This window comes from Cytobacillus solani, assembly GCF_001420595.1.
GTDB classification, from domain to species: domain Bacteria; phylum Bacillota; class Bacilli; order Bacillales; family Cytobacillaceae; genus Cytobacillus; species Cytobacillus solani.
In genome coordinates this window covers 3,994,405-4,013,975 of sequence record NZ_LJIX01000006.1, presented here as the reverse complement: position 1 = coordinate 4,013,975, position 19,571 = coordinate 3,994,405, and the positions used below count along the sequence as shown (strand labels likewise).

Annotated in this window: 25 protein-coding genes, 1 tRNA gene and 3 pseudogenes; 21 read left to right on the top strand and 8 right to left on the bottom strand. The window is 34.8% G+C overall.

What is annotated here, in order from left to right; translation table 11 throughout:
• On the bottom strand, positions 1-863 hold an 863-nt coding region (locus tag AN957_RS22025), incomplete at its 3' end, for an IS110 family transposase (protein ID WP_082446861.1).
• A gap of 655 nt (positions 864-1,518) precedes the next feature.
• Positions 1,519-2,709 (bottom strand): multidrug effflux MFS transporter, encoded by a 1,191-nt coding sequence (locus tag AN957_RS22020; protein WP_053474573.1) that lies wholly within the window; start codon positions 2,707-2,709, stop codon positions 1,519-1,521.
• Between the two features lie 761 nt (positions 2,710-3,470).
• On the opposite strand from AN957_RS22020, the gene AN957_RS22015 reads away from it, so the two are divergent.
• The 5 genes and pseudogenes from AN957_RS22015 (at position 3,471) to AN957_RS21980 (ending at position 7,441) form a co-directional block, all read left to right on the top strand.
• Positions 3,471-3,656: a DUF6011 domain-containing protein gene (locus tag AN957_RS22015; protein WP_053474574.1), complete on the top strand. Its 186-nt coding sequence runs from the start codon at positions 3,471-3,473 to the stop codon at positions 3,654-3,656.
• A pseudogene (locus AN957_RS22010) lies at positions 3,646-4,005 on the top strand (DUF1064 domain-containing protein); the annotation flags it as partial. The gene AN957_RS22015 and the pseudogene AN957_RS22010, both read left to right, overlap by 11 nt.
• A 269-nt stretch (positions 4,006-4,274) precedes the next feature.
• A complete protein-coding gene (locus AN957_RS22000; protein WP_142108537.1) occupies positions 4,275-4,817 on the top strand; it encodes a site-specific integrase in 543 nt (180 codons plus the stop codon).
• 39 nt (positions 4,818-4,856) lie between these two features.
• Positions 4,857-5,063: a hypothetical protein gene (locus AN957_RS21995; RefSeq protein ID WP_053474576.1), complete on the top strand. Its 207-nt coding sequence runs from the start codon at positions 4,857-4,859 to the stop codon at positions 5,061-5,063.
• Between the two features lie 2,177 nt (positions 5,064-7,240).
• Positions 7,241-7,441, top strand: coding sequence for a hypothetical protein (locus AN957_RS21980; protein ID WP_053474578.1), 201 nt, complete (start codon positions 7,241-7,243; stop codon positions 7,439-7,441).
• Between the two features lie 108 nt (positions 7,442-7,549).
• Here AN957_RS21980 and AN957_RS28925 read toward each other — a convergent pair whose 3' ends face one another.
• Positions 7,550-7,678 (bottom strand): hypothetical protein, encoded by a 129-nt coding sequence (locus AN957_RS28925; RefSeq protein WP_256376261.1) that lies wholly within the window; start codon positions 7,676-7,678, stop codon positions 7,550-7,552.
• Positions 7,679-7,821: 143 nt separating this feature from the next.
• Here AN957_RS28925 and AN957_RS21975 point away from each other — a divergent pair, with 143 nt between their 5' ends.
• Positions 7,822-8,025: a hypothetical protein gene (locus AN957_RS21975; RefSeq protein WP_053474579.1), complete on the top strand. Its 204-nt coding sequence runs from the start codon at positions 7,822-7,824 to the stop codon at positions 8,023-8,025.
• Between the two features lie 81 nt (positions 8,026-8,106).
• Here AN957_RS21975 and AN957_RS27860 read toward each other — a convergent pair whose 3' ends face one another.
• Positions 8,107-8,271, bottom strand: a complete 165-nt coding sequence (locus AN957_RS27860) for a hypothetical protein (RefSeq protein ID WP_156319080.1) — start codon at positions 8,269-8,271, stop codon at positions 8,107-8,109.
• 276 nt (positions 8,272-8,547) lie between these two features.
• Between AN957_RS27860 and AN957_RS28250 the strand changes: the two genes are divergently transcribed.
• Together AN957_RS28250 and AN957_RS21965 are read left to right on the top strand one after the other, a co-directional pair.
• The gene (locus AN957_RS28250) at positions 8,548-9,183 is read left to right on the top strand and encodes a hypothetical protein (protein WP_056686086.1); all 636 of its coding nucleotides are present in this window, start codon (positions 8,548-8,550) and stop codon (positions 9,181-9,183) included.
• A gap of 190 nt (positions 9,184-9,373) precedes the next feature.
• Positions 9,374-9,589: a hypothetical protein gene (locus AN957_RS21965; protein WP_053474581.1), complete on the top strand. Its 216-nt coding sequence runs from the start codon at positions 9,374-9,376 to the stop codon at positions 9,587-9,589.
• A gap of 19 nt (positions 9,590-9,608) precedes the next feature.
• Here AN957_RS21965 and AN957_RS28640 read toward each other — a convergent pair whose 3' ends face one another.
• Positions 9,609-9,737 carry a DUF8096 family protein gene (locus AN957_RS28640; protein ID WP_231690020.1) on the bottom strand — a complete coding sequence of 43 codons (129 nt, stop codon included), beginning with the start codon at positions 9,735-9,737 and terminating at the stop codon, positions 9,609-9,611.
• A gap of 119 nt (positions 9,738-9,856) precedes the next feature.
• Here AN957_RS28640 and AN957_RS21955 point away from each other — a divergent pair, with 119 nt between their 5' ends.
• The 5 genes and pseudogenes from AN957_RS21955 to AN957_RS21935 form a co-directional block, all read left to right on the top strand.
• Positions 9,857-10,324, top strand: a complete 468-nt coding sequence (locus AN957_RS21955) for a sigma-70 family RNA polymerase sigma factor (protein WP_231690016.1) — start codon at positions 9,857-9,859, stop codon at positions 10,322-10,324.
• A 113-nt stretch (positions 10,325-10,437) separates the two neighbouring features.
• A complete protein-coding gene (locus AN957_RS21950) occupies positions 10,438-10,617 on the top strand; it encodes a hypothetical protein (protein WP_053474584.1) in 180 nt (59 codons plus the stop codon).
• A gap of 258 nt (positions 10,618-10,875) precedes the next feature.
• Positions 10,876-11,355: a DUF2321 domain-containing protein gene (locus AN957_RS21945; protein ID WP_053474585.1), complete on the top strand. Its 480-nt coding sequence runs from the start codon at positions 10,876-10,878 to the stop codon at positions 11,353-11,355.
• A gap of 207 nt (positions 11,356-11,562) precedes the next feature.
• Positions 11,563-12,072, top strand: a complete 510-nt coding sequence (locus tag AN957_RS21940; RefSeq protein WP_053474586.1) for a hypothetical protein — start codon at positions 11,563-11,565, stop codon at positions 12,070-12,072.
• Between the two features lie 61 nt (positions 12,073-12,133).
• Positions 12,134-12,514, top strand: a pseudogene (locus tag AN957_RS21935) (terminase gpP N-terminus-related DNA-binding protein); the annotation flags it as partial.
• On the opposite strand, the pseudogene AN957_RS27115 reads toward AN957_RS21935, so the two are convergent.
• Both AN957_RS27115 and AN957_RS21930 read right to left on the bottom strand, forming a co-directional pair.
• Positions 12,515-12,637, bottom strand: a pseudogene (locus tag AN957_RS27115) (hypothetical protein); the annotation flags it as partial. It abuts the pseudogene before it with no gap.
• A gap of 11 nt (positions 12,638-12,648) precedes the next feature.
• On the bottom strand, positions 12,649-12,978 hold the full coding sequence (locus AN957_RS21930; protein WP_053474587.1) for a YolD-like family protein: 330 nt from the start codon (positions 12,976-12,978) through the stop codon (positions 12,649-12,651).
• Between the two features lie 104 nt (positions 12,979-13,082).
• Between AN957_RS21930 and AN957_RS21925 the strand changes: the two genes are divergently transcribed.
• From AN957_RS21925 to AN957_RS21900, 6 genes are all read left to right on the top strand, one after another.
• A complete protein-coding gene (locus tag AN957_RS21925) occupies positions 13,083-13,301 on the top strand; it encodes a hypothetical protein (protein ID WP_053474588.1) in 219 nt (72 codons plus the stop codon).
• A gap of 2 nt (positions 13,302-13,303) precedes the next feature.
• Entirely contained in the window at positions 13,304-13,543 is a 240-nt protein-coding gene (locus AN957_RS21920; protein ID WP_053474589.1) for a YolD-like family protein, read from the top strand.
• Positions 13,544-14,089: 546 nt separating this feature from the next.
• Complete coding sequence (locus tag AN957_RS21915) at positions 14,090-14,377, top strand: hypothetical protein (protein ID WP_053474590.1); 288 nt, start codon at positions 14,090-14,092, stop codon at positions 14,375-14,377.
• Positions 14,378-14,577: 200 nt separating this feature from the next.
• Positions 14,578-15,111, top strand: a complete 534-nt coding sequence (locus AN957_RS21910; RefSeq protein ID WP_053474591.1) for a hypothetical protein — start codon at positions 14,578-14,580, stop codon at positions 15,109-15,111.
• Positions 15,112-15,448: 337 nt separating this feature from the next.
• Complete coding sequence (locus AN957_RS21905) at positions 15,449-16,093, top strand: hypothetical protein (RefSeq protein ID WP_056686083.1); 645 nt, start codon at positions 15,449-15,451, stop codon at positions 16,091-16,093.
• 142 nt (positions 16,094-16,235) lie between these two features.
• Positions 16,236-16,469 carry a hypothetical protein gene (locus tag AN957_RS21900; RefSeq protein WP_082446671.1) on the top strand — a complete coding sequence of 78 codons (234 nt, stop codon included), beginning with the start codon at positions 16,236-16,238 and terminating at the stop codon, positions 16,467-16,469.
• Between the two features lie 374 nt (positions 16,470-16,843).
• Here AN957_RS21900 and AN957_RS21895 read toward each other — a convergent pair.
• Positions 16,844-16,916 (bottom strand) — tRNA-Ala (locus AN957_RS21895).
• A gap of 223 nt (positions 16,917-17,139) precedes the next feature.
• Here AN957_RS21895 and AN957_RS21890 point away from each other — a divergent pair.
• Together AN957_RS21890 and AN957_RS21885 are read left to right on the top strand one after the other, a co-directional pair.
• Positions 17,140-18,246, top strand: a complete 1,107-nt coding sequence (locus tag AN957_RS21890) for a M24 family metallopeptidase (RefSeq protein WP_053474593.1) — start codon at positions 17,140-17,142, stop codon at positions 18,244-18,246.
• A gap of 170 nt (positions 18,247-18,416) precedes the next feature.
• Entirely contained in the window at positions 18,417-19,439 is a 1,023-nt protein-coding gene (locus AN957_RS21885; RefSeq protein ID WP_053474594.1) for a DUF3231 family protein, read from the top strand.
• Positions 19,440-19,571 lie beyond the last annotated feature (132 nt).

Genomic DNA, 19,571 nt, shown 5'->3' with positions numbered 1-19,571 from the left:
GCAATCTTTTCTCCGATACCAGGGATAGATTGGATAATCTTATATTCTTCAATTTCTTTAGCGAGGGCATCTATTTCAGTTTCTAGTTGTGATAGATGCTCTTGATATTGAAGAACAATGGTAATAAACATCTTTAGGTTAAATATATGGCTTTCATACAAATTGCTTTGAAATGGATTTCGTACTGCAGCCTCAATAAGCTTTTGTGCTGTTTCTTTTGCCCACTTTTCTGAACGTCTGGTACATAACGATACAATCTTTTCAGTTAAAACGGATTCGGTAGTATTTAGTACAAGTTCAGAAGTAGGAAATAAGAAAAGAGTCTGTAATGAGACTTTTGAATATAAATTACCAAAGACACCTCTATATTCAGGGAATATTTGATCTAGCACTGTTAGAAGCTGTACCTTGGTTTGTGCAGAGATACTTGAAATTGTCTCTTGTTGCCTTGTAAGATTACGAAGGTTTAAGAGTTGAATACCTCTTTTCTTATACGGCTCAACTTCTTCTTTGTAGTATAGTTCGCAAAGAAGATAGGCATCGACAGCGTCTGTTTTTACCTTTCTTAAACTTGTACTCCTTGCACGATGAGAGATAAGGGGATTCACAATAATATAAACATATTGCTGTTCCTCCAAAAATTGAATAACAGGAGAGTGGTAATGTCCTGTTGATTCTAATATAACCGAAGGTTGCTTACCATCAGCTACTCTTTCAATCTCTTTTAAGAATCCTAATAAATTCTCAAAGCCCTCCACTGTATGTTTTATACTAAAACTTTTACGAAAAGGCTGACCCTTATCCAAGAATGCTTGTACCTGACTTTCCCCCTTAGAAACATCCAGTCCCACTACTGGATTCATCATCATCTCCTCCTTGGAAATTAAGATTAGTCGGTTGTCCCTAGGGCTGCTTGTACTGTCATAGGTTCGCTTGTTAAACGGGATCATTGTCCCAACCAGCCTGAAACATGCTTATACAAGTAGGGAGTGAAAAGTTTTGCGGACGGGATCAAGTCCCACGGGCGCTACATTCTACTCCGACTACCGCTATAATAAAACCAAATAAAAAAAGTTCAACGAGTAAAAACTGGTTAAACTTATATTACGATCGGACGTGAATCTGCAGCAGGAATTATGCTATTTCTTTATGAATTTGGCCAGATTGTTTATTAACACCTTTTAAGAAAAATAGGTATTTATGTTTCTCTTTTGCTACAGAAAGTAATTTGTACTATCTAGTGTACCTTTAAAATAAAGATTGAACAAAAATACCATGAAAACCCAGATTTTACGATAAATAAAAAGAATCCATTTTGAAAAAAGATTGATCAAAATGGATTCTTACCAAGTAGATTTAAGTTTAGTTTTTATAAAAAAGTTCAATCTCTTTCGAGGTGCCTAAAGTTTATTTTCGACTTGGCTTATAAATGATATAGTGACCCCTATTACGTAGCGTGAGGGTTAAGCATTTATCTTTTTTAAAGCGGTGCAACTTTTTAAAGCATAGCTACATTATTCAAAACACCGCATCTTTTTTATAAAGTAAGGGTAAGCTTATTAAAAGCATAACAATCCCTAGTGCTAAAAAATATAGTGGCATCGCAAGGACTGTTCCGTTATGGAAAACGCTCATTCCATAGATTATAGCGCTAACGAGTAAATAATAACCTAAGCTAAATATCGCACCTGCAGAACCAATGACGTCTTGAAAGTCAATGAGCGCTAAGCTTAAACAGTTTGGTAAAGCGGTACCTGTACCAAATAAAATAATGAACACACTAACAATCATGGTTAGCATTTGTAATGAAATCGGTAAAAAATGTACCGAAGTAGCGAGCAATGTACCGATAAGCATAATGGCTAACCCGCGTACGATAATCTTTTCAGGTTTTGTGTGGCTAACGAGTCGTTTAGATAGCATTGCACCTGCGATAGAAGCTAGCGCAACGATAATGCCTAAAAAACCATACATCGCACTTGTTAGTGTAAAGTATTGCGTAAAAATAAACGGTGCTTCGGTATAATAGCTAAATAATACACCGTTAATACCGCCAATTAATACGCCGTAGCGCCATAGACGCGCATTTGTAATCATGCGCTTTACTATTGGTCGTAGAGGCTTCATTTCGATTGTAGCAAGCGCTGTTTCAGGTAAGCGTAAAAACGCATAGTAAAATACAATTACGCTCATAGCGACTAACACCAAAAATACGACTTTAAAACCAAAATAATAATCGGTAAAGCCACCGATTAACGGGCCAATGGCAGGTGTGAAGGCAAGGGCAGCTGAAATTTGAGCGAACAATTTATGGCGCTCAACGCCAGAAAAGCTTTCGCGTAAAATTGTTTGTGTCACGACAGAGCCAACACTTGCACCAAACGCTTGAATAAAGCGCGCAACTAATAAAACCACCATTTCATTTGCTACTAAACAAAGTACGTTACCAACTAAATATAAAAACAGCCCATAAAGCATTGCCTTGCGACGACCGATTTTATCGGATAAACGCCCAAAGAAAAATACCCCGAAGGCAAAAGCGATAAAGTACACACTCATCGTAAGCTGTGCATCACTCATAGAAGTCTCAAACGCTTCTGCGATAGAAGGTAATGATGGGCTAAAAATAGTTTCACTAATTTGTGGGAAGCCTACTAATACAATCAGTAATAATAAGCTAGGTGTTTTGTTTCCGATGTTTTTCTTCAAAATAATCCTCTCCTAGATATTTATAGGTTTGAAAGAAAAACATCGTAGCTTGGGAAATGGCGGCTTCACGAGTTTAATTTTTTCTAAATCACTCATGAATTCACTTCCTTCTAATTAAAAATACATAGAATATTATACAATCCAAAGGGGTGAAATGGTACAACTTATTTATAAACGGTATAACTTTGTTTAAAACAGTACATCTTTTTTATAAACGGTACGACTTTATTTCAAACCTACATCTACGTTTGCCCTCATTAATAAGTTTAGATTTTGCTATCTAGTAATCTGTTTCTGTAAAGTAAAAGAATTTTAAATAAGAAGTGTTCATATTAAAACCACTTAAAACTTCTCCTTTTAACTTTTAATGCTTTGTTCAGTGAACATTTTCATACCTTTTCTCAGCAATAAACTCCTCAATTAAAAATCTTACTAACATAAAAAACCACTCCTCATTAGAATATAGAGTAGTGGTTAGCAAAGTTTTAATTAGTTAGCTATTAAGGCTACTACACAAAATACTTCTTAATAAGCTACAAAACGTTGATATAATAGCCTGTATGGAGCATAGGGGGCTCGAACCCCTGACCTCAGCAGCCACGCCAGTTAAAGAAAATTGCTTATGCATTGACTGAGTGGAAATTAAAAACAGTAGTGGAAGCGCACGAAGAACGTGGATGGGTGCAGGCAAGTGAATTTAAAAAGCACGGATATGGCCTTGGATGCTTAATGATCTGGGGCAAAGATAGGGAAGTGCAGCTATGAACTGTCCGGTATGTAATCGCCCGTTAAAGAGCAAAAAAAGTCTATCTAAGGGAATCGGTCCAGTATGCGAAATTAAAGTGAAAAAGTTGGAAAATAGTCCTCCAGAGGGTCAAATAACAATTGATGAACTACTTGATAAGCATTCAGTAAAGGATGAAATTTATGCAAAGGATGTCGCATAAGCAATATCGCAAAAAGAAACAATCAACACCTAAGTACGGAAATAAAAAAACAGTGGTAGATGGGATCACATTTGATTCACAAGCAGAGTCCATCTACTACAACCAACTAAAATACTTAAAACATACTAAGCAAATTAAGGATTTCAAGTTACAGCCAAGGTACCTACTTCAAGATAGTTTCAAAAAGAACGGAAAGACTTATCGGAAGATTGAGTATATTGCAGACTTTGAGATTACTAATTTGGACGGTAGTACTCAAATAATTGATATAAAAGGTGCAATCACAAAGGAATTTGCAATCAAGCAAAAGCTTTTTGAACTAAAGTACATAGATTCAATTACTCTCTTGAAATATAAAAATGGTCAATTTGTGGAGGTGTAAAGAACAATCCGATGAATGCCCAACACTTTAAAGAGTTGATTAATTCAGTTTGTAAGACCACTAATTTTCCAAAATATAAGGTTGCTATTTTTATGGGTATTGCCATACAGACTATTAATAAATGGGAATGTGAAGGTGTTCCAGTTCGGATAAAACCATATGTAATGTCTGTGTTAAGAAAAGTCTTATTTGCGAAAAAGAGTGAGATTCACAAAATTAAATAAGGAGTGAGAACGTTGAAAACCGTTCAGCCAATACGTGACATTGCAATGATTGCGGCTATGAAAGATGTTCTGATGAAACAACATTATCGCAACTATTTCTTGTTTGTATTAGGCATTAACACTGGACTACGCATTAGTGACCTTCTCGCATTAAGAGTAGGAGATGTAAGGGGTAAAAGCCATATCATCATTACTGAGCAGAAAACAGGGAAGTTAAAACGGTTTAAGATCAATAACGAGCTCCAGCAGCATATCAGCAAGTTTACGATTAACAAGAATACGGCAACATATCTTTTCCAGTCAAGAAGGGGTCAAGATCGCATACACAGGGTTCAGGCATGGAAGATACTCAACGCCGCAGCTCAAGAGGTCGGATTGAGTGAGATAGGTACTCACACCCTTAGAAAGACATTTGGATATCACTTTTACCAAAAGTACAAGGACGTCGCGGTCTTACAGCAGATATTTAACCATAGTAGTCCTGCGGTGACAATGAGGTATATCGGGATTAACCAGGACATTATGGATGAAGCTGTTGATGGGTTTAGTTTATAGATTGAGTATTATGTTTCTTATAAATTGGAGGGAATTAAAATGATCAAAGTTGTTATTCGGCATGTTGCTTGGGAAGAGGGAGTCGAAATTGGAGAGTTTCCACCAAGTGAAATTAAAAGCTTAGTAAAGTTGGTAGAAGAGTTTGGCATATTTACTGAAGAAGGGAATGAGGATTTATTAGACTATTCTTATGAAAGTTCTAGACTAGATATAGATCAACAATTTTTTGAAATTGTTGTAAGTTAGAGAGCATTCATAAAATTCAATAAAATGAAAGATTTATATTGAGGATTAGAATACTAAAGTTCATTGCTATCACAAGTATCTCCATGAAACGCATAACTGTTTTAGCACCTCTTCCATTATGATATTAAAATTTGAACTGTCTTTTTGTTTTCTAAACTAGCTCAGAATATTTATCTATATGAGTGTATCAATATAACTTAACAAGATTCTGACTACTACCTTAACTTTTCATTAACAATTATTGTAATAGGTAAATCAGGAGTAAGGTTCTTGTGTTAAGATATTTTTGGAGAATTTTGGATAAAGACACTATACTTTTTATTTTGGAGGCGAATAAATTGTATTTACATATGTTAACGTATCTTTTCCCTTTGTGCTTTCTGCTGTATCAAATTATTATAGATTTTGTTCCACTTTTTCCGTTCAATGATGTTCAATCAAGGGATAAGAGACTTCGAAAATTTGAGGTATTAGGAAATTATCCACCAGTTCTACTTATTACATTTTGTTTTTACTTCAACCACAGTATTAGTCTATGGATTGGCTATGTCCTTGTTTTAATTACTATGCTCATGCATGTATTTACATGGTGGATACCGTATTTATTCGGATTTCCAAATTCCGTTCGGTCAGACTACCAAAAATATTTCTCTAGAACATACAAGTTCTTACCACCTATAAAAAATCATATTATCCCTGATGCTGAGCATGTTGGTGTGGGACTATTATTACTTATCATTATTATTGTTCAGAGCATATACATGTTTTGGGTGTAATTGCTAACAAACATTTAGTTTTGAAAAATTAGAGGGGAGTCGTAGAAAAAACGATATCGTTCTGATTTTCTAGATAAGTGATTATATATTAATACTTTTTTAAATAAAGAGCTCTAGGATCTATCATTTTTCCTCAACAGTCTGAAACGTTCTTTTCGGTTTAATGATTACACTGCATATAATAAATCCCTTATATGAAACTAAAGAGTAAAAATGTAAATTAAAAAAAAGAGCCATTTACGGCTCGGAAGCAAACTGATTGGCAAAGGATATTCTGTTCAGATTATTATATGTAGTTTTCCAAGAAGTGATTAAGGACAAGCTGGCAGAAAATTTTTGTACAAGGCAAGCTTTGTTGTTAAAGGATTTGGGTAATTGCTGACTTGCCTTGTTGAGCTAGTTATAGGGGATTGATAGATAGCTCATTAATTTAAAATACCCAAAATCTAAAAAAGAAATACAGTTAGAAAAATAATATTGAAACAACTTAAGCAAAGGTATTCGTAAAAAGTTTATGAAATTATTTATAACTACAATAACACCCTCAATTGGGTGCTATCGGAAAGGTGTGAATTTTAATGACACACCATAATAATATGCGCAAAAAGGAATAAATGTGTAGGCGATTTTGAAAACATGTTAAGCAGCGAGTTGTGCGCCCATAAGGGCAGCTAAAAATTCACTGTTTGGCAACAGTGTAGGTTAAAATTCACAGTTTAAAACCTATCATCACCCACCTTATCCGAAAAGGAAACTGGACGGGGAGTGTAGCATGGTGTGGAAAGCCGTAAGTTGACTAGTGTCTAAGTCACGACTGAATGGCTAGATGAAAATTGTAAACAAGGAAGAAAGCTAAACTGCTTGAACGATAGTCTAAGAGCGATGATGCTTGCGTGTAGCGAAAGGATACTGAAACGCTATATGGGTAAAGGCGAAATAATGAAACTCGGTATGGAGCCAAGTGAATTTTATCCACTCAACTGCCATAAGCAGAAACAGACGAAAGTCGCTTCCGACATTACAAAAGCTATGTTTTTATCTGTCTAAATGGGGATTACCTAAGTTGGAAAGCCTTTTGAGGCTATGATAGTTGTATCTGAATATCCAATAGGGTAACGGAGTTTCCGTATTAGTCCGAGATAGGGAAAGCCTATTACATGGCAAAGGGAAACAGCTTGTCTAGTTTAATACAACAAAGGTTAATGCGTGAGGCATTATAAAAATCTTTAATAAGTATTAAACACTTCAAATTGATAGACAAGTGGAGAGCCGTATACATTGAGAGGTGTACGTACGGTTCGGAGGAGAGCGTTTGGAAACCTATCATAGTAATATGACAAGGCGCTGGGCGCTTATCCTACTAGTAGTTGACTGAAAAAGAGTTATAAGGAGGAAATCGTATTGGATGCGAAAAAAATGAGTGAACTATTGGAAGGATATGAACAAAAAGCATATGCAGAAGGATTTGGGCAAGATTGGCTTACTGACGTAGGTGAAAATCTTAAAATTTATATGATAGATTGCCAAAACAACGGGGTACAACCAAGCTTTGAAGGTCTAATGAAATGGATTACTGATTTACATGTTAAGGCAATGGCTTAACGAAACTGGATGATAGACCAATTAATTTAAATTGAACAAGGCAGAGTTGAATGAAATATTGGTTAGATTCCCGCCTTATTCATAACTTAATTCTAAATCCTTAAAACATTAGTATTGAATCCAACAATTATGATCCCTACACTCTAAAGGATTTACTTCACCGGCAGCTGAAGCAGGAGAAACAATTGATACCGTAAGTATGGAAACTAACCCAAGTCTCACAAACCATTTTTTCATGATTTCACCCCCTTTGTATAAATCTGTAATTATATTAACAGGAAAAGGAAGTTAGATATAGTTAATTATGTATATTCTGAAAAAACGGTTATTTATTACTATAAGTAAATAAAAGATAGATCAGTTGATAAGGAGGAAAGAGGATGTTAAAAGTTGTAATTCGACATATTGATGAAGAAGAAGGAAAAGCATTAGGTGAGTTTTCTCCTGAAAGAGTAGACGCATTGGTTGAATTAGTGAAGACCTATGGAGTATGGGAAAATGGTTCAGAACAAGAAGAAAAGTATGAGTATTGCGATTCACAATTCGAAGTGTCAACTGGCGTTTTTGAAATCATATACCAGTAAATAAACACAAGGTAGGGAAGATGATTACGAAGAACCTTCCCCTTTATGTGAATCTAGAGCGTAATTACACCTATGTTAATACTAAATCAGTTTACGCTTTTTTACTTCTGATTCAAGTGTCATTAATAGAGTTTCAGTTTCGTGTTGATTAGTATTTTTACTAGATTCCCGATATCTAAGAACGCTTCTATACATGTTAAGAACAACTATATCTGAAAATTCTTTGATATATTCAGTAATCTTCATATTTAAACTACCTCCTTCCTTACGGGGAAGGTTCCTCGAAGATCATTATAAAGGTAGTGGAAGTCTAAAAATGAAGTAGGAGACTATTTAAAATCAGACCAGTTGGAGGCGTTAGACGGATTTGTTAAAGAGCATTTTAAAGGTAACCCAGTGGTTTTGGTTACACCGAAATATTAAGAAACAAACGGTAGGTTCTGTATAAATGTAATAGTCGTCCAATCCTTATTATACTCACAAACATATTTTATAAGATGAAATGTTTATGAGGTGATTGATATGGCTCACAATAACCAACCTTTTCAGGGGTGCTGTCCACTTAGTCCGGGTTCAAAACCGCCAAAGCTGCCAAGATTAATTGGTCCTCCTGGTCCACCAGGACCACAGGGAATACCGGGACCACAGGGAATACCGGGAATACCGGGACCACAGGGAATACAAGGTATTCAAGGTATTCAAGGTCCTGCTGGACCAGGATCGACTCTTTTTGTTACTGGTGAACAAGGGGGTTCTGTTGAAATACCCCCTGACGTTGATGGTTTTTTTATTATGGATGTACAAGTAACTACGACTGAAGCTAATCAAAGGGTTAAATTAGATGCTACAGTGACCACTAATGTTACAGCTATTCCAGCCGCTACAAGCATAGAATATGGTTTGACTTATAATTTGATTAGAGACCCATCTGACACATTAACAGTTACCTTTCAGCAAGGAAACTACGTAAGAACACCAGGAGCTACTCTAGCCAGATTTTATCAGTGGCACCCTAACTTTACTTACGTCGATGTGCCTGGTGCTGCAGGTAACTATACCTATCGAGTTTCAGTTACTGATAATTTTGATCGTGTTGGTGTATCAGCTATAAATGCTATTAACCTCGGGCTCACTGCAACTGTTTTTCCTCCTGCGTAAGTTTTGAGACAAGTTTAAATTATATTAACTGCAAAGCTGTGAAGATAATCTACAAGTTGTAGTGGCTGATAAAACGGTGATGAAATAAATTATTATAAATATTTAACGGGGATTTAGTGAAACACAAGATAGAAAGTGTTAATTTGCAGTTACTATATTTTCCGATTAATCTAATATCGGGTGATAAAAAATGAAAAGTGAAAAAGATATCATTACGGAGCTAGAAGATTATATTTTTGAAAAAACAGAGGAATTACATGAAGAAGTTAGAGAGATAAAAAGGAGTTTTAAAGGTAATTCAGATAAATGTCTTGAAGATTATGTCTATATTAATAACTATGGAGAAATTCATGCATATGTAAAGATTTATAGCCTGCTACAAAAAATGAAAAAAGATAATGATTAAAAAAGTGAGGACGAAAAAGTTAAATACTCTTCTTCATCCCACAATTACGGCACTCTCTAATTAATTTACCTTCACTAACGGAACTTTTGAAGTGTCCTTTATCACAATTGTCACAACGACCACTATTTTTATCTGGATATTCATTCATATCATAAATGATAGATGAATCAAATTCTTTTTCTATGATGATCCCGCCTTTAATCAAAATAAAAAAGCCAGGACTCCTCCTGACCAACCCACTCAAATTATACCATGGGAGGGGTCCATTTGAAAGAAGCTGCCAGGCTTATAAACGTATCAGAATTAAATCGTGATTATCGCATGATGAAAAGAGAGATTGAACGCCTCCAGAGAATTATATATGGCCAATCGGTACCAATGCGCGCTTGGGGAGTTGCACAATATGGAATTGAAGCTACATTACCAAAAGGTTCATCTGGTAAAAGCCAGGTTGAATTAAGGGATATGGATATTAGAGAGCAAAAGCAAGTTGCTAGATTAGAAGAATATCAAAGAAGAGTTTATGCAATCGAAAGTGCTGGTGATTACTTAGACAGAGAAATCCTTAAGATTGTATATGATTGCATGCTAAGTGGAATGACAAGGCAAGAGATAGCTATTCATCTAGAAATCTCTCGCGATTCAGTGGACAAGCTTCGTTCCGACATAAAGGCGCAAATCGGCACAAATACGACTTTTTCCAAACTTTTGCATGGCGAAAAATGCGCAGTGTAAAATGGGAGGCAGGACGGCGCGGAAAATTACTCGCTGTCTGTTAAACTATTCTCCCTTCTTGAGCTCCACCCTTACGGTGGAGTTTTTTTATTTCTCGAAAATAGGTGATGTACATGAAAATTGCTGATCATCTTTCTTCTGCAGAATTACATCAAGTGAAAAACTTCAAGAATAAAGATAAATCCTCTAATAATAAATCAAATGAACGATTATCTAGTCGTGACCTTGCAGAATTGATGGGTACTAATCGACCCACTTATAAAAGGGTGCGTGGTGCAATTAGAAATAAGTGAATTTGTTGCAGGAATTTGCTCAAATCTCCCGAAATATGTATGTAAAAAGGAGATGAGGCAATGGAGCAGGTTATTGAAAAATTGATTTGCTCGAATTGCAGCATAGAGATTACAGATGAGAAAGTGAGTACTTAGATAATGACGGAGTGTGTGATGACTGTTACAGCATACCCATAAAGAAAAAGCTTAAACTAAAATTGTGAAGGAAAATATCTCCTTTTGTCGAAATATGTACCTTTAGAAGGAGTGGTAAATAATATGTCAAGCTTTGATATTGCGCAAATATGTTTAAATGGACATGTAATAAATGATACCTATGTAAAGTATCCTGAAACTAACCAGAAATATTGCGATAAATGCGGTGAAAAAACAATTATATCTTGTCAAAACTGTCATACTGATATACGCGGGTATCAATATTTTGAGAATGTAATCAGTATGAGTATGGTAGAACCACCAAGTTTTTGCCACGAGTGTGGAAAACCGTATCCTTGGACAGAAGAAAAAATGGCAGCTGCTATGGAATTAGCTGATTTATTAGATGAGCTAACCGAACAAGAAAAAGACGATTTAAAAAAATCATTAGACGAACTTGTTAAGGATGGACCAAGAACCGTAGTTGCAGCAACAAAATTTAAACGTATTCTATCCAAGACTGGACCAGAAATAGCAACCGGCTTTAAAGATATTTTGGTTGATGTAGTAAGTGAGACAGTAAAAAAATCTATTTGGGGTTAGTTATTTGCGACTTTAATATTTTCAGATTAAGGAGGAACATTAATGAAAGATCCAGGTGGCGGAGGTTATAAAACATCAATGGACCCAGGTACAGGTGGGCATTAATTATTGAAGCACTCATTTTTATGGGTGCTTTTTATGTTAATAGGAAAATAGTTGCAGGAACATAGCTCCTTATGTCGAAATGAGTGGATAGGAGGAGTGGTTATGAATATTAAGTCAGTAAAATTTAACAATCAAGAAATTAAGTTCTTCGAGGCTTTACCTTTTATTCATGAAAGCGAAGGGGATTATACATTTCAAGTAGAATTAATAATAACAGAAGTGGTAGCCCTAAAATATGAAAACGAAAAAGAGATTGAAGTATTTATTGAGTCTACTGATTTTAAAGATTTATCTTTTTTAATGACAATTGATCATATCACAGAGGTTGGAAATGCGGAGTTACCAGAAATATTTTTAAGTGGACCAAGTATAAACCCTGATGAATTTAAGGATTTTAAGATTGTTAATTGGGACACACCAATAGATGAATTTCCACGTTTAAAAAAAGAAGTAACAATTGAAGAAGTGAGGGCAGTTGAAATGCCTTCAAGAGAAGTTGAAATTACTGCAGAACTTCCGATAGATCTTGCTGAATGGCTTGAATGGAATAAGCATGACGATGATTTGTTAAAGGAATTTTTATACATGTACAAAACGAAAGCATCCAAATAATTGGGTGCTTTTTCTTTTGCCCAAAACAACTCAAATATCCGGGGGTGGCAGGTGATGTAGTGTGGCTGAAAAGTATATTCTAGCTGAGAAAGATTATATTAAAGGCATGAAATACAAGGACATTGCTGAAAAATATGAGGTGTCCATCAATACTGTAAAGTCATGGAAAAAACGATATAGTTGGAATCGGGATAGGGGTGTACCCAAAGAAAAAAGTGTTCACACAAAAAAGAGGGGAGCGCCAAAAGGGAATATCAATGCAAAAGGAAATACAGGTGGGGCACCTAAAAAGAATCAAAACGCTGTTACTCACGGCTTCTTCTCAAAGTTTCTACCAGCTGAAACCTTAGAAATCATTAAAAGTATGCAGGAGCGTTCCCCAGCTGATCTTATTTATGATCAAATTGAAATACAGTTTGCAGCCATTATTCGAGCTCAACAGAACTACAGCAAGGTAGCATGTGAGGGGATCCAATCCTAAATCAACAGCTGCTACACTTGCATAAAAACTTTTCATATCGATACATAAGATTTGTCGCTCGGGAAATTGAGAGTAGTCAATCATGATGTATTACCTCACTCTGGTTGTATGTTAACTAAATTTTTAAAAGGAATGTGATGAAAATAACCTTTAGCATCTTGAACAATAATTTGGCTTTTCATGCTGTTTATATAGTGGACATTTCCAGTAATTATATTTGTGAAACCATTTTCAAAAACTTCAATGTTCAATGATTCATTGGATTCCATTGCTTCACAAATAATCAGTTCAAATTCATCTATTGCTTGTTCGTCTAATTCAGGTTGTTCGATTCTATGTTCATCTACCAGTGCATCTTTCAAGCTCTGCACATGCTCTGGCAGCATCATTGCAGTCCACTTTATAGTTCCACGGTCTTTTATCATTAATTCCATCTCCTTTTCATATATTATATGCGAACATTAGTTCTTTATTCAACTTGAAATCGAATGAATGTTCGTATAAAATAAAAGTAAAGGAGGTCAGATTGATGAAAAGTTTATTATTAAAGGCGGCAGCAAGTGGCGCATTATTAGAAATGATATACCAGGACTGTAAGGGGAATATTAGCCAGCGTAGAATTAAGGTGTTATCAGTAAATGAGGAGTCATTAAAAGCCTATTGCTATATCCGAAAACAGCAGAGGACCTTTAAAATAACTAACATCTTATCAGTCGGGCCAGTAGGAAACCTAAGGAGAGGTGCATAACAGTGGCTAAAATTAAGAGAAAACGACCAACAAGGGATGAATTCGAGTTAGAGGAGATTGGAAATACACTTGTAGAGGCAAATGATGAAAAATCAGAAGTAATTTTAGATGTTTGGGAAAAAGGGACCGTTCAGGGGAATATTATAAAAATGGATAGTCGTACAAGATTAATTCATATCGATAAGGATTCAAAGGTTACTAAAGTTCCGTTTATGGACATAATGAAAGTTTCTGTATTATAAAGTGAAGCTCCTCTCATTTGAGAAGAGCTTAATTTATTCCACCAAATTTCGCCGTGAATTTTCCACTGTATCATTTAGTGACCTTTCGATTCATAGCAGATGCAACATTCATCTCCAATAACCTCCATAACGTTATTGAAAATTGATTACAAACAATCCAAGGCAAAAATTTTCAAAATATCAAAAGATATAAAAAGTTATCCACATATAATCCACAGTTTGCACTTATTCGGGTGACAAACACACCTTATCGGAAGAAAAAGCTTCAATGTGAAGGTGTGAAAAACCCAATCTGCCTATAGGAGGTGTAAAGATTATTAAGTTGTAAAATTAACAATAGAGTCGTTTAAAAAGTTAATAAATATGAATCATTCTATTCCACAATAGGGCCAGGTTTGTTCAATAAGAAATCACAAAAGGAAGAGCATTTAATGTAAAATAAGATTAGACGTATTAATGTCTAATAAAAATGTAATGCAAAAAAAATTGAGATGATGCACATTTATATTATTACACGACAAAAATAAAAATATATGGAGGTTAGTAATGTTATTTATGATATTTGGGGTTATTGCAATAGTAGCAACTTTTATAAATCTTTATATGTATAAAGTAGGAAAGGATTATAAGCTTGCTATGGCGATAGGATTATCATTTACAGCATTAACACTTTGTGCAGAATACAGTCTTGTATCGGTGTGGGTAGAAGTGAAAGATTGGGCAGCTTTAGAGGATGTAGTACCTGGTATGGAAAGAGCATTATGGTTTTTGACAATTGTTTCTATCTTACTAAATATAGCACCTATACTTTTAGAACGAAAAGGTAAGAAATAATGACTTATTGTCACATCATTTATATAATACGCAATTAATGTGTAAGTCTTTATGTATAACTAACGTGAGCTTTAGTTCAATAACGATCTTCAACAATCGGGCGCAATTGTGGAATATACGTCTATTCTTATTCAACTAACTCAAGCATTGAAAGCCCCACTCGATTGTGAAGGGCTTTTTATCTTAAAGGAGATAAATCTTTGGCCACAAAAATAATGAGAGTTATATTGTTAATATTAACAAGCTTCGTATTGTTAGGCATACTATCCTATGGAGTTTTATACGTAATATCCTACGGAATATCCTACTTTATAATGATTGATACACAAGGCGAGTATAGAAAATACGATACAGGAGTGACAATAGAGGTTAAAAATTCAAGCCAACAGGATATCTCAAATCTTAAATTTTCATTTGGTCATTTACTAGATATTAATTTCCAAGAGATAGGCGAAATCAAACAATTAAAACCAGGACAGAGTACTAAATTGACAAGTAAAAGTATTAATCTTTCTAGCTCAGACTTAAGTATGTATATGCAATATTATCTAAAAGATGGAGAAACAAAAATAGAAAATAGTATTTTTTATTTAGATACTATAAATCCCAAAAAAGTAGTAGCTTTAATAGATATTATTAAAGTAGATAATGAAGGCAATTTGCTCCTTAACATTGAAGGGTATAATGGCTTTACTCAAATAACTGGTGATATCGATCCAGATAGAGATACTTAATGCTTAATGGAATAACTAAGCCCCTCTCGAACGAGAAGGGATTTTTAATTTTGCCTGGTTAGCTATCCGAGCAATTAATTAAACAATCGTCATTAGTGTTATTCAATAATCGGGCCATATAATGGAATAAACAAAACCTGATATATTATGCGAGTTTGTGAAGAAATGTACTTAAAGTAACGGGGCAGTTTAATTGAAGAAGGAAAATAATTGTTTTACATAGAAGTAAATAAAATGTCTTAAAAAATAATGGGGTGTATAAACGGTGGTTATTATTAGAAATCTAAAAAAAAGTGAATTTGATTTTTTGATATAAAAGTAGCAAAGGGGATATTAAATGGTAAGTAAAATAGAATTATACGAAAAAGAGTCTCAGGAATTCAAACCTTTTAAACACTTTATTTCACGCATTCAAGTAATGCGGAAAGAATCCAGCTATGGGGCTGAAGTTGCCTCAAAATGGACTGATATTTTAAACCAAACTCTTGTAGATGAAACTTACCCAGTGATACATCCAATTGGTCAGGAGACATTCTCGTTATATGCAGAGTTCACGACTGGGGTATTTGAGTATACCTTAGACATAGACGGGGCTACTACATTTATAAAAGAAAAAAACATTAAACCCATAAAGACTTCTCCATCGAATATAATTGAAGCTGTTGACCAAGGTAACATAAATAAAGACCCAAACCGAATAAAACCCAATCATAAAAATCCTGTAATGGTACTTCAGAGTCGATATTTAACCAACAACAAACCTTATTGTATCAATGGAAACCATCGTATATTTGAAGCATATAGAAATAATGATGAACAAATAGAAGTTTATGTTTTTAAAGATTTGGAGTTTGTTCCTTTCTTTTATGACGTTCTAAGTAAAGCAACATATTTTTTAGAAATTGATTACCATAATGTAGTTAATGATAAAAGATATTTATTGCATAACGAAAATGGTGCATTTGCAAATGAATTTAAGTAGATACGTTTCTTCAACTAACGGGGGCTTGAGTTTAAGAAGGAGGTTGCTGCGGCACCTCTTTTTTCTTATTCAACAAACGAGCAGGATAGTTTAATAAGGATTTAGAATGTAAACTGCAATAACCAATAAGGGGATGGTTTTGGTGGGGATTAAGGAGTTAATTCATTTCCTAAATAAATTAGAAGAAAGTAAAATATTTTATAAGCTAAATAAAGTTAGAAATGAAGCTATTATGGTTGAAATTGCTGTACCAGGGCAGCGTTGGGAAGTTGAATTTATGGAGGATGGTACAGTTGAAATTGAAAAATTCATAAGCGATAGCAACTTTTATGATCTCAAAGAAATAGAAAAGCTATTTAGAGATTTCAGTCATTAGTTCAAACTGTAATTAGCTAACGGTGACGTTTCTTCAATAAGGTCGTTGAAATTTTCTTCCGCAAAATAGGGGCAATAGAGAAAGAACGTTATTAATGTCTTTTAAGATTATCTTGAAATCGAGTCTTCTGTTAAAGGGCGCGATTGTTGAATAAAACATAGATTTTTAAATGACCATGATTCAAAATGCAGGACTTGGTTATGTGCTTATTCAAGTTTCTCCATTAATATTAAATGTATTAAAGCAAGTTGAAAATGCGGTGTAAAAATAGCAAAAATTATATTTCGTCAACAATTCGTCAACAAATACAAAATTTTTATGTTTAGATAAAATAAAAAACCCTTAGAACCTATGTGGCTCTAAGGGTTTAGTTATGGAGCATAGGGGGCTCGAACCCCTGACCTCTACGCTGCCAGCGTAGCGCTCTCCCAGCTGAGCTAATGCCCCGGATAATGATGGATACAAGAAAATTATAACTACAACCATGGTTTTTGGCAAGGGGATTTTACTGCTGAATACATATTCATTGATCACTTTTCTTATACAAAAATATTTGTTGTAACAATGTACAGACGGATAGATTTATGGCATAAATATTGCATAATTAAATTATGAAAATTAGAAAGATTCATTTGCTATAAGGAAAAAATAAAAGTCGGGGGATGATCATATGAATGAACAATATCAGAGCAGATTAACGGCGTTAGCAAATTATTTGTATACTCTAGATGTAGATTTAGCAATAATTAAAGAACCAAAAAACGTATTCTATTATACAGGCTTTTATTCTGATCCACATGAAAGATTTATGGCGTTGGTAATTGATCTTAAAAAGCAAAGCCAATACTTATTTGTACCGTCTTTAGATTTGGAAATAGCTGAAGGAGTTTCGTATGTTAAACGCATTGTACCTATTTCAGATGAGGTAAATCCCTATAAAGTATTAAAAGATACGATAGGTGCAGAAATTAAAACCATTGGTTTAGAGACAAAAGTGATTTCATTATTCCAGCAGGAACAGTTACATAATAGTTTCCAAAACTTCAGCTACCTAAATATTGGCGACTTTATTTCTGCACAAAGAATGAGAAAAACACAAGAAGAGTGCAATAAGGTTCAGAAAGCTATTTATGTAATTGAAAAAGTAATGGATGAGGGCATCAAAAAGGTAAAAGAAGGCATGACGGAACAGGAATTAACTGCGGAGCTTGAATATCTAATGAGAAAGTTTGGCGCTGAGGGTCCTGCGTTTTCTTCTATTATACTCTCTGGAGCGAAATCGGCATTGCCACATGGGCGTCCTGATAGTAAGACGATAAATAGAGGTGATTTTTTACTAATTGATATGGGTGTCATTGCTGATGGATATTGTTCAGATATTACACGTACTTTTATTATGGGTGAAGAAACAGCGAAGCAGAGAGAAATTTATGATGTTGTTCGCAAGGCTACTCAAGCGGGTGTTGAAGCAGCAAGAGCGGGTATCCCAATTAGGCAAATTGATATTGCAGCCCGAAAAGTCATAAAAGAGGCGGGGTATGGTCAATACTTTAATAATCGTGTAGGGCACGGCCTCGGAATCGACGTACATGAAGAGCCTTCCGTTCATGGAAATAATGACTTAATCGTTGAAAGAGGAATTCTCTTTACTGTTGAACCGGGTATTTATATTCCAGGCTATGGCGGTGTCCGCATTGAGGAAAATGTATATATTGATGAAGATGGACATGGAAAGCTTCTAACATCCTTTCCGACTGAATTAATGCGAATCGGCTAAATCGAATGTGGGGTAATGCATTTACTACCCTGGTTGTAGAGAAGCCCTCAATTCTAGGATCTTATACATAGTTCTAGCTGAGAGTTCTTATAATTTTTGAGTATACTTCCTAATTAATACCATAAAATAACTTCAAAATCATAAATGTAACAAAATTTGGGGGTATTGTTTTGGGGATTTTTAGGGAAACAAAGAAAAACACCTTAACTGCTGCTGAAGTTTCTGCTCTTTGGCTTCAGTACATGGGTGACAGTATGGCAATATGTATGTACAAATATTTTCTTAAAATTGTAGAGGACGAAGAGATTAAACAGATTATAGAGCGGTCATTGCAGTTGGCTGAGAGTCATATCGCAAAAATTCCGAAAATATTAAAGAGTGCAAACTTCCAGGTTCCTATAGGATTTACAGAGAAGGATGTAAATCTTAAAGCCCCACGTCTGTTTTCTGACCAGTATATCCTGTTTTACTCGTACATTATGACGATACATGGGTTAACTGCATATAGCTTAGCGGTAACAAATACAGAACGAAAAGATATTCAAGATTATTTCTTTGAATGTACAGTAACATCTAAAGAATTGTTTCAACAAATAGTGGCATTGTCGAAAACTCACCCCAATTTCTCAAGTGTTCCAGGCATACCATCTTCTGCTGGAGGGGAATTTATTGAATCTACAGGGATCATTTCTAACTTGATTGGAGACAAAAGACCACTCAATAGTTCAGAACTTAGTACTATTTTCTTTAATTCAAAGAAAACAGGATTTATTATGTCGCTAAGTCTCGCTTTCAGTCAGGTGGCGAAGCTGGAAGAAGTACGTAATTTTATGCTGAAAAATGTTAAATTAGCAGAGAAAGATGTACAAAGCTTTGACTCTATATTACAACAAGAACATTTGCCAGTACCTGAGAGATGGGATGCTGAAATTACAGAAGCAACAGTAAGTCCGTTTTCAGACAAATTGCTTATGTTTCACGCAGCATTTTTAGTAAATGCAGCTCTTTCTTACTATGGTGCGGCATTAGGTTCCAGCTTTCGCTCGGATATTATTCTAAATTACTATACCGTATTTAATCATGCCATGGAGGCAGGTATGATGTGTTACAAAATTATGGTTAAACATGGGTGGATGGAGAAACAGCCAGAAGCAATTGATAGGAAGTCCCTTGCACAAGGTCCGGAAAAATAAACGCAAACTCTTATTGTAAGAAGGCGCATCTTAATAAAAGATCGCCTTTTTTAATTGAACTATAGGAACAACATTGTTATGAACCGTGTCTAATTGTGCTTTTTATTGAAGTAAAATAGGTTTATAAAATAA

Bases quoted from the DNA above. Each gene is read 5' to 3' on its own strand.
- AN957_RS28925 (WP_256376261.1), bottom strand. From the start codon at position 7,678: ATGAAAAAATGGTTTGTGAGACTTGGGTTAGTTTCCATACTTACGGTA.
- AN957_RS21940 (WP_053474586.1), top strand. From the start codon at position 11,563: ATGAATATTAAGTCAGTAAAATTTAACAATCAAGAAATTAAGTTCTTC.
- AN957_RS22015 (WP_053474574.1), top strand. From the start codon at position 3,471: ATGAACTGTCCGGTATGTAATCGCCCGTTAAAGAGCAAAAAAAGTCTA.
- AN957_RS21950 (WP_053474584.1), top strand. From the start codon at position 10,438: ATGAAAATTGCTGATCATCTTTCTTCTGCAGAATTACATCAAGTGAAA.
- AN957_RS21890 (WP_053474593.1), top strand. From the start codon at position 17,140: ATGAATGAACAATATCAGAGCAGATTAACGGCGTTAGCAAATTATTTG.
- AN957_RS21975 (WP_053474579.1), top strand. From the start codon at position 7,822: ATGTTAAAAGTTGTAATTCGACATATTGATGAAGAAGAAGGAAAAGCA.
- AN957_RS21915 (WP_053474590.1), top strand. From the start codon at position 14,090: ATGTTATTTATGATATTTGGGGTTATTGCAATAGTAGCAACTTTTATA.
- AN957_RS21925 (WP_053474588.1), top strand. From the start codon at position 13,083: ATGAAAAGTTTATTATTAAAGGCGGCAGCAAGTGGCGCATTATTAGAA.
- AN957_RS21905 (WP_056686083.1), top strand. From the start codon at position 15,449: ATGGTAAGTAAAATAGAATTATACGAAAAAGAGTCTCAGGAATTCAAA.
- AN957_RS21930 (WP_053474587.1), bottom strand. From the start codon at position 12,978: ATGATAAAAGACCGTGGAACTATAAAGTGGACTGCAATGATGCTGCCA.
- AN957_RS21995 (WP_053474576.1), top strand. From the start codon at position 4,857: ATGATCAAAGTTGTTATTCGGCATGTTGCTTGGGAAGAGGGAGTCGAA.
- AN957_RS28250 (WP_056686086.1), top strand. From the start codon at position 8,548: ATGGCTCACAATAACCAACCTTTTCAGGGGTGCTGTCCACTTAGTCCG.
- AN957_RS28640 (WP_231690020.1), bottom strand. From the start codon at position 9,737: ATGAATGAATATCCAGATAAAAATAGTGGTCGTTGTGACAATTGTGAT.
- AN957_RS27860 (WP_156319080.1), bottom strand. From the start codon at position 8,271: ATGAAGATTACTGAATATATCAAAGAATTTTCAGATATAGTTGTTCTT.
- AN957_RS21965 (WP_053474581.1), top strand. From the start codon at position 9,374: ATGAAAAGTGAAAAAGATATCATTACGGAGCTAGAAGATTATATTTTT.
- AN957_RS21945 (WP_053474585.1), top strand. From the start codon at position 10,876: ATGTCAAGCTTTGATATTGCGCAAATATGTTTAAATGGACATGTAATA.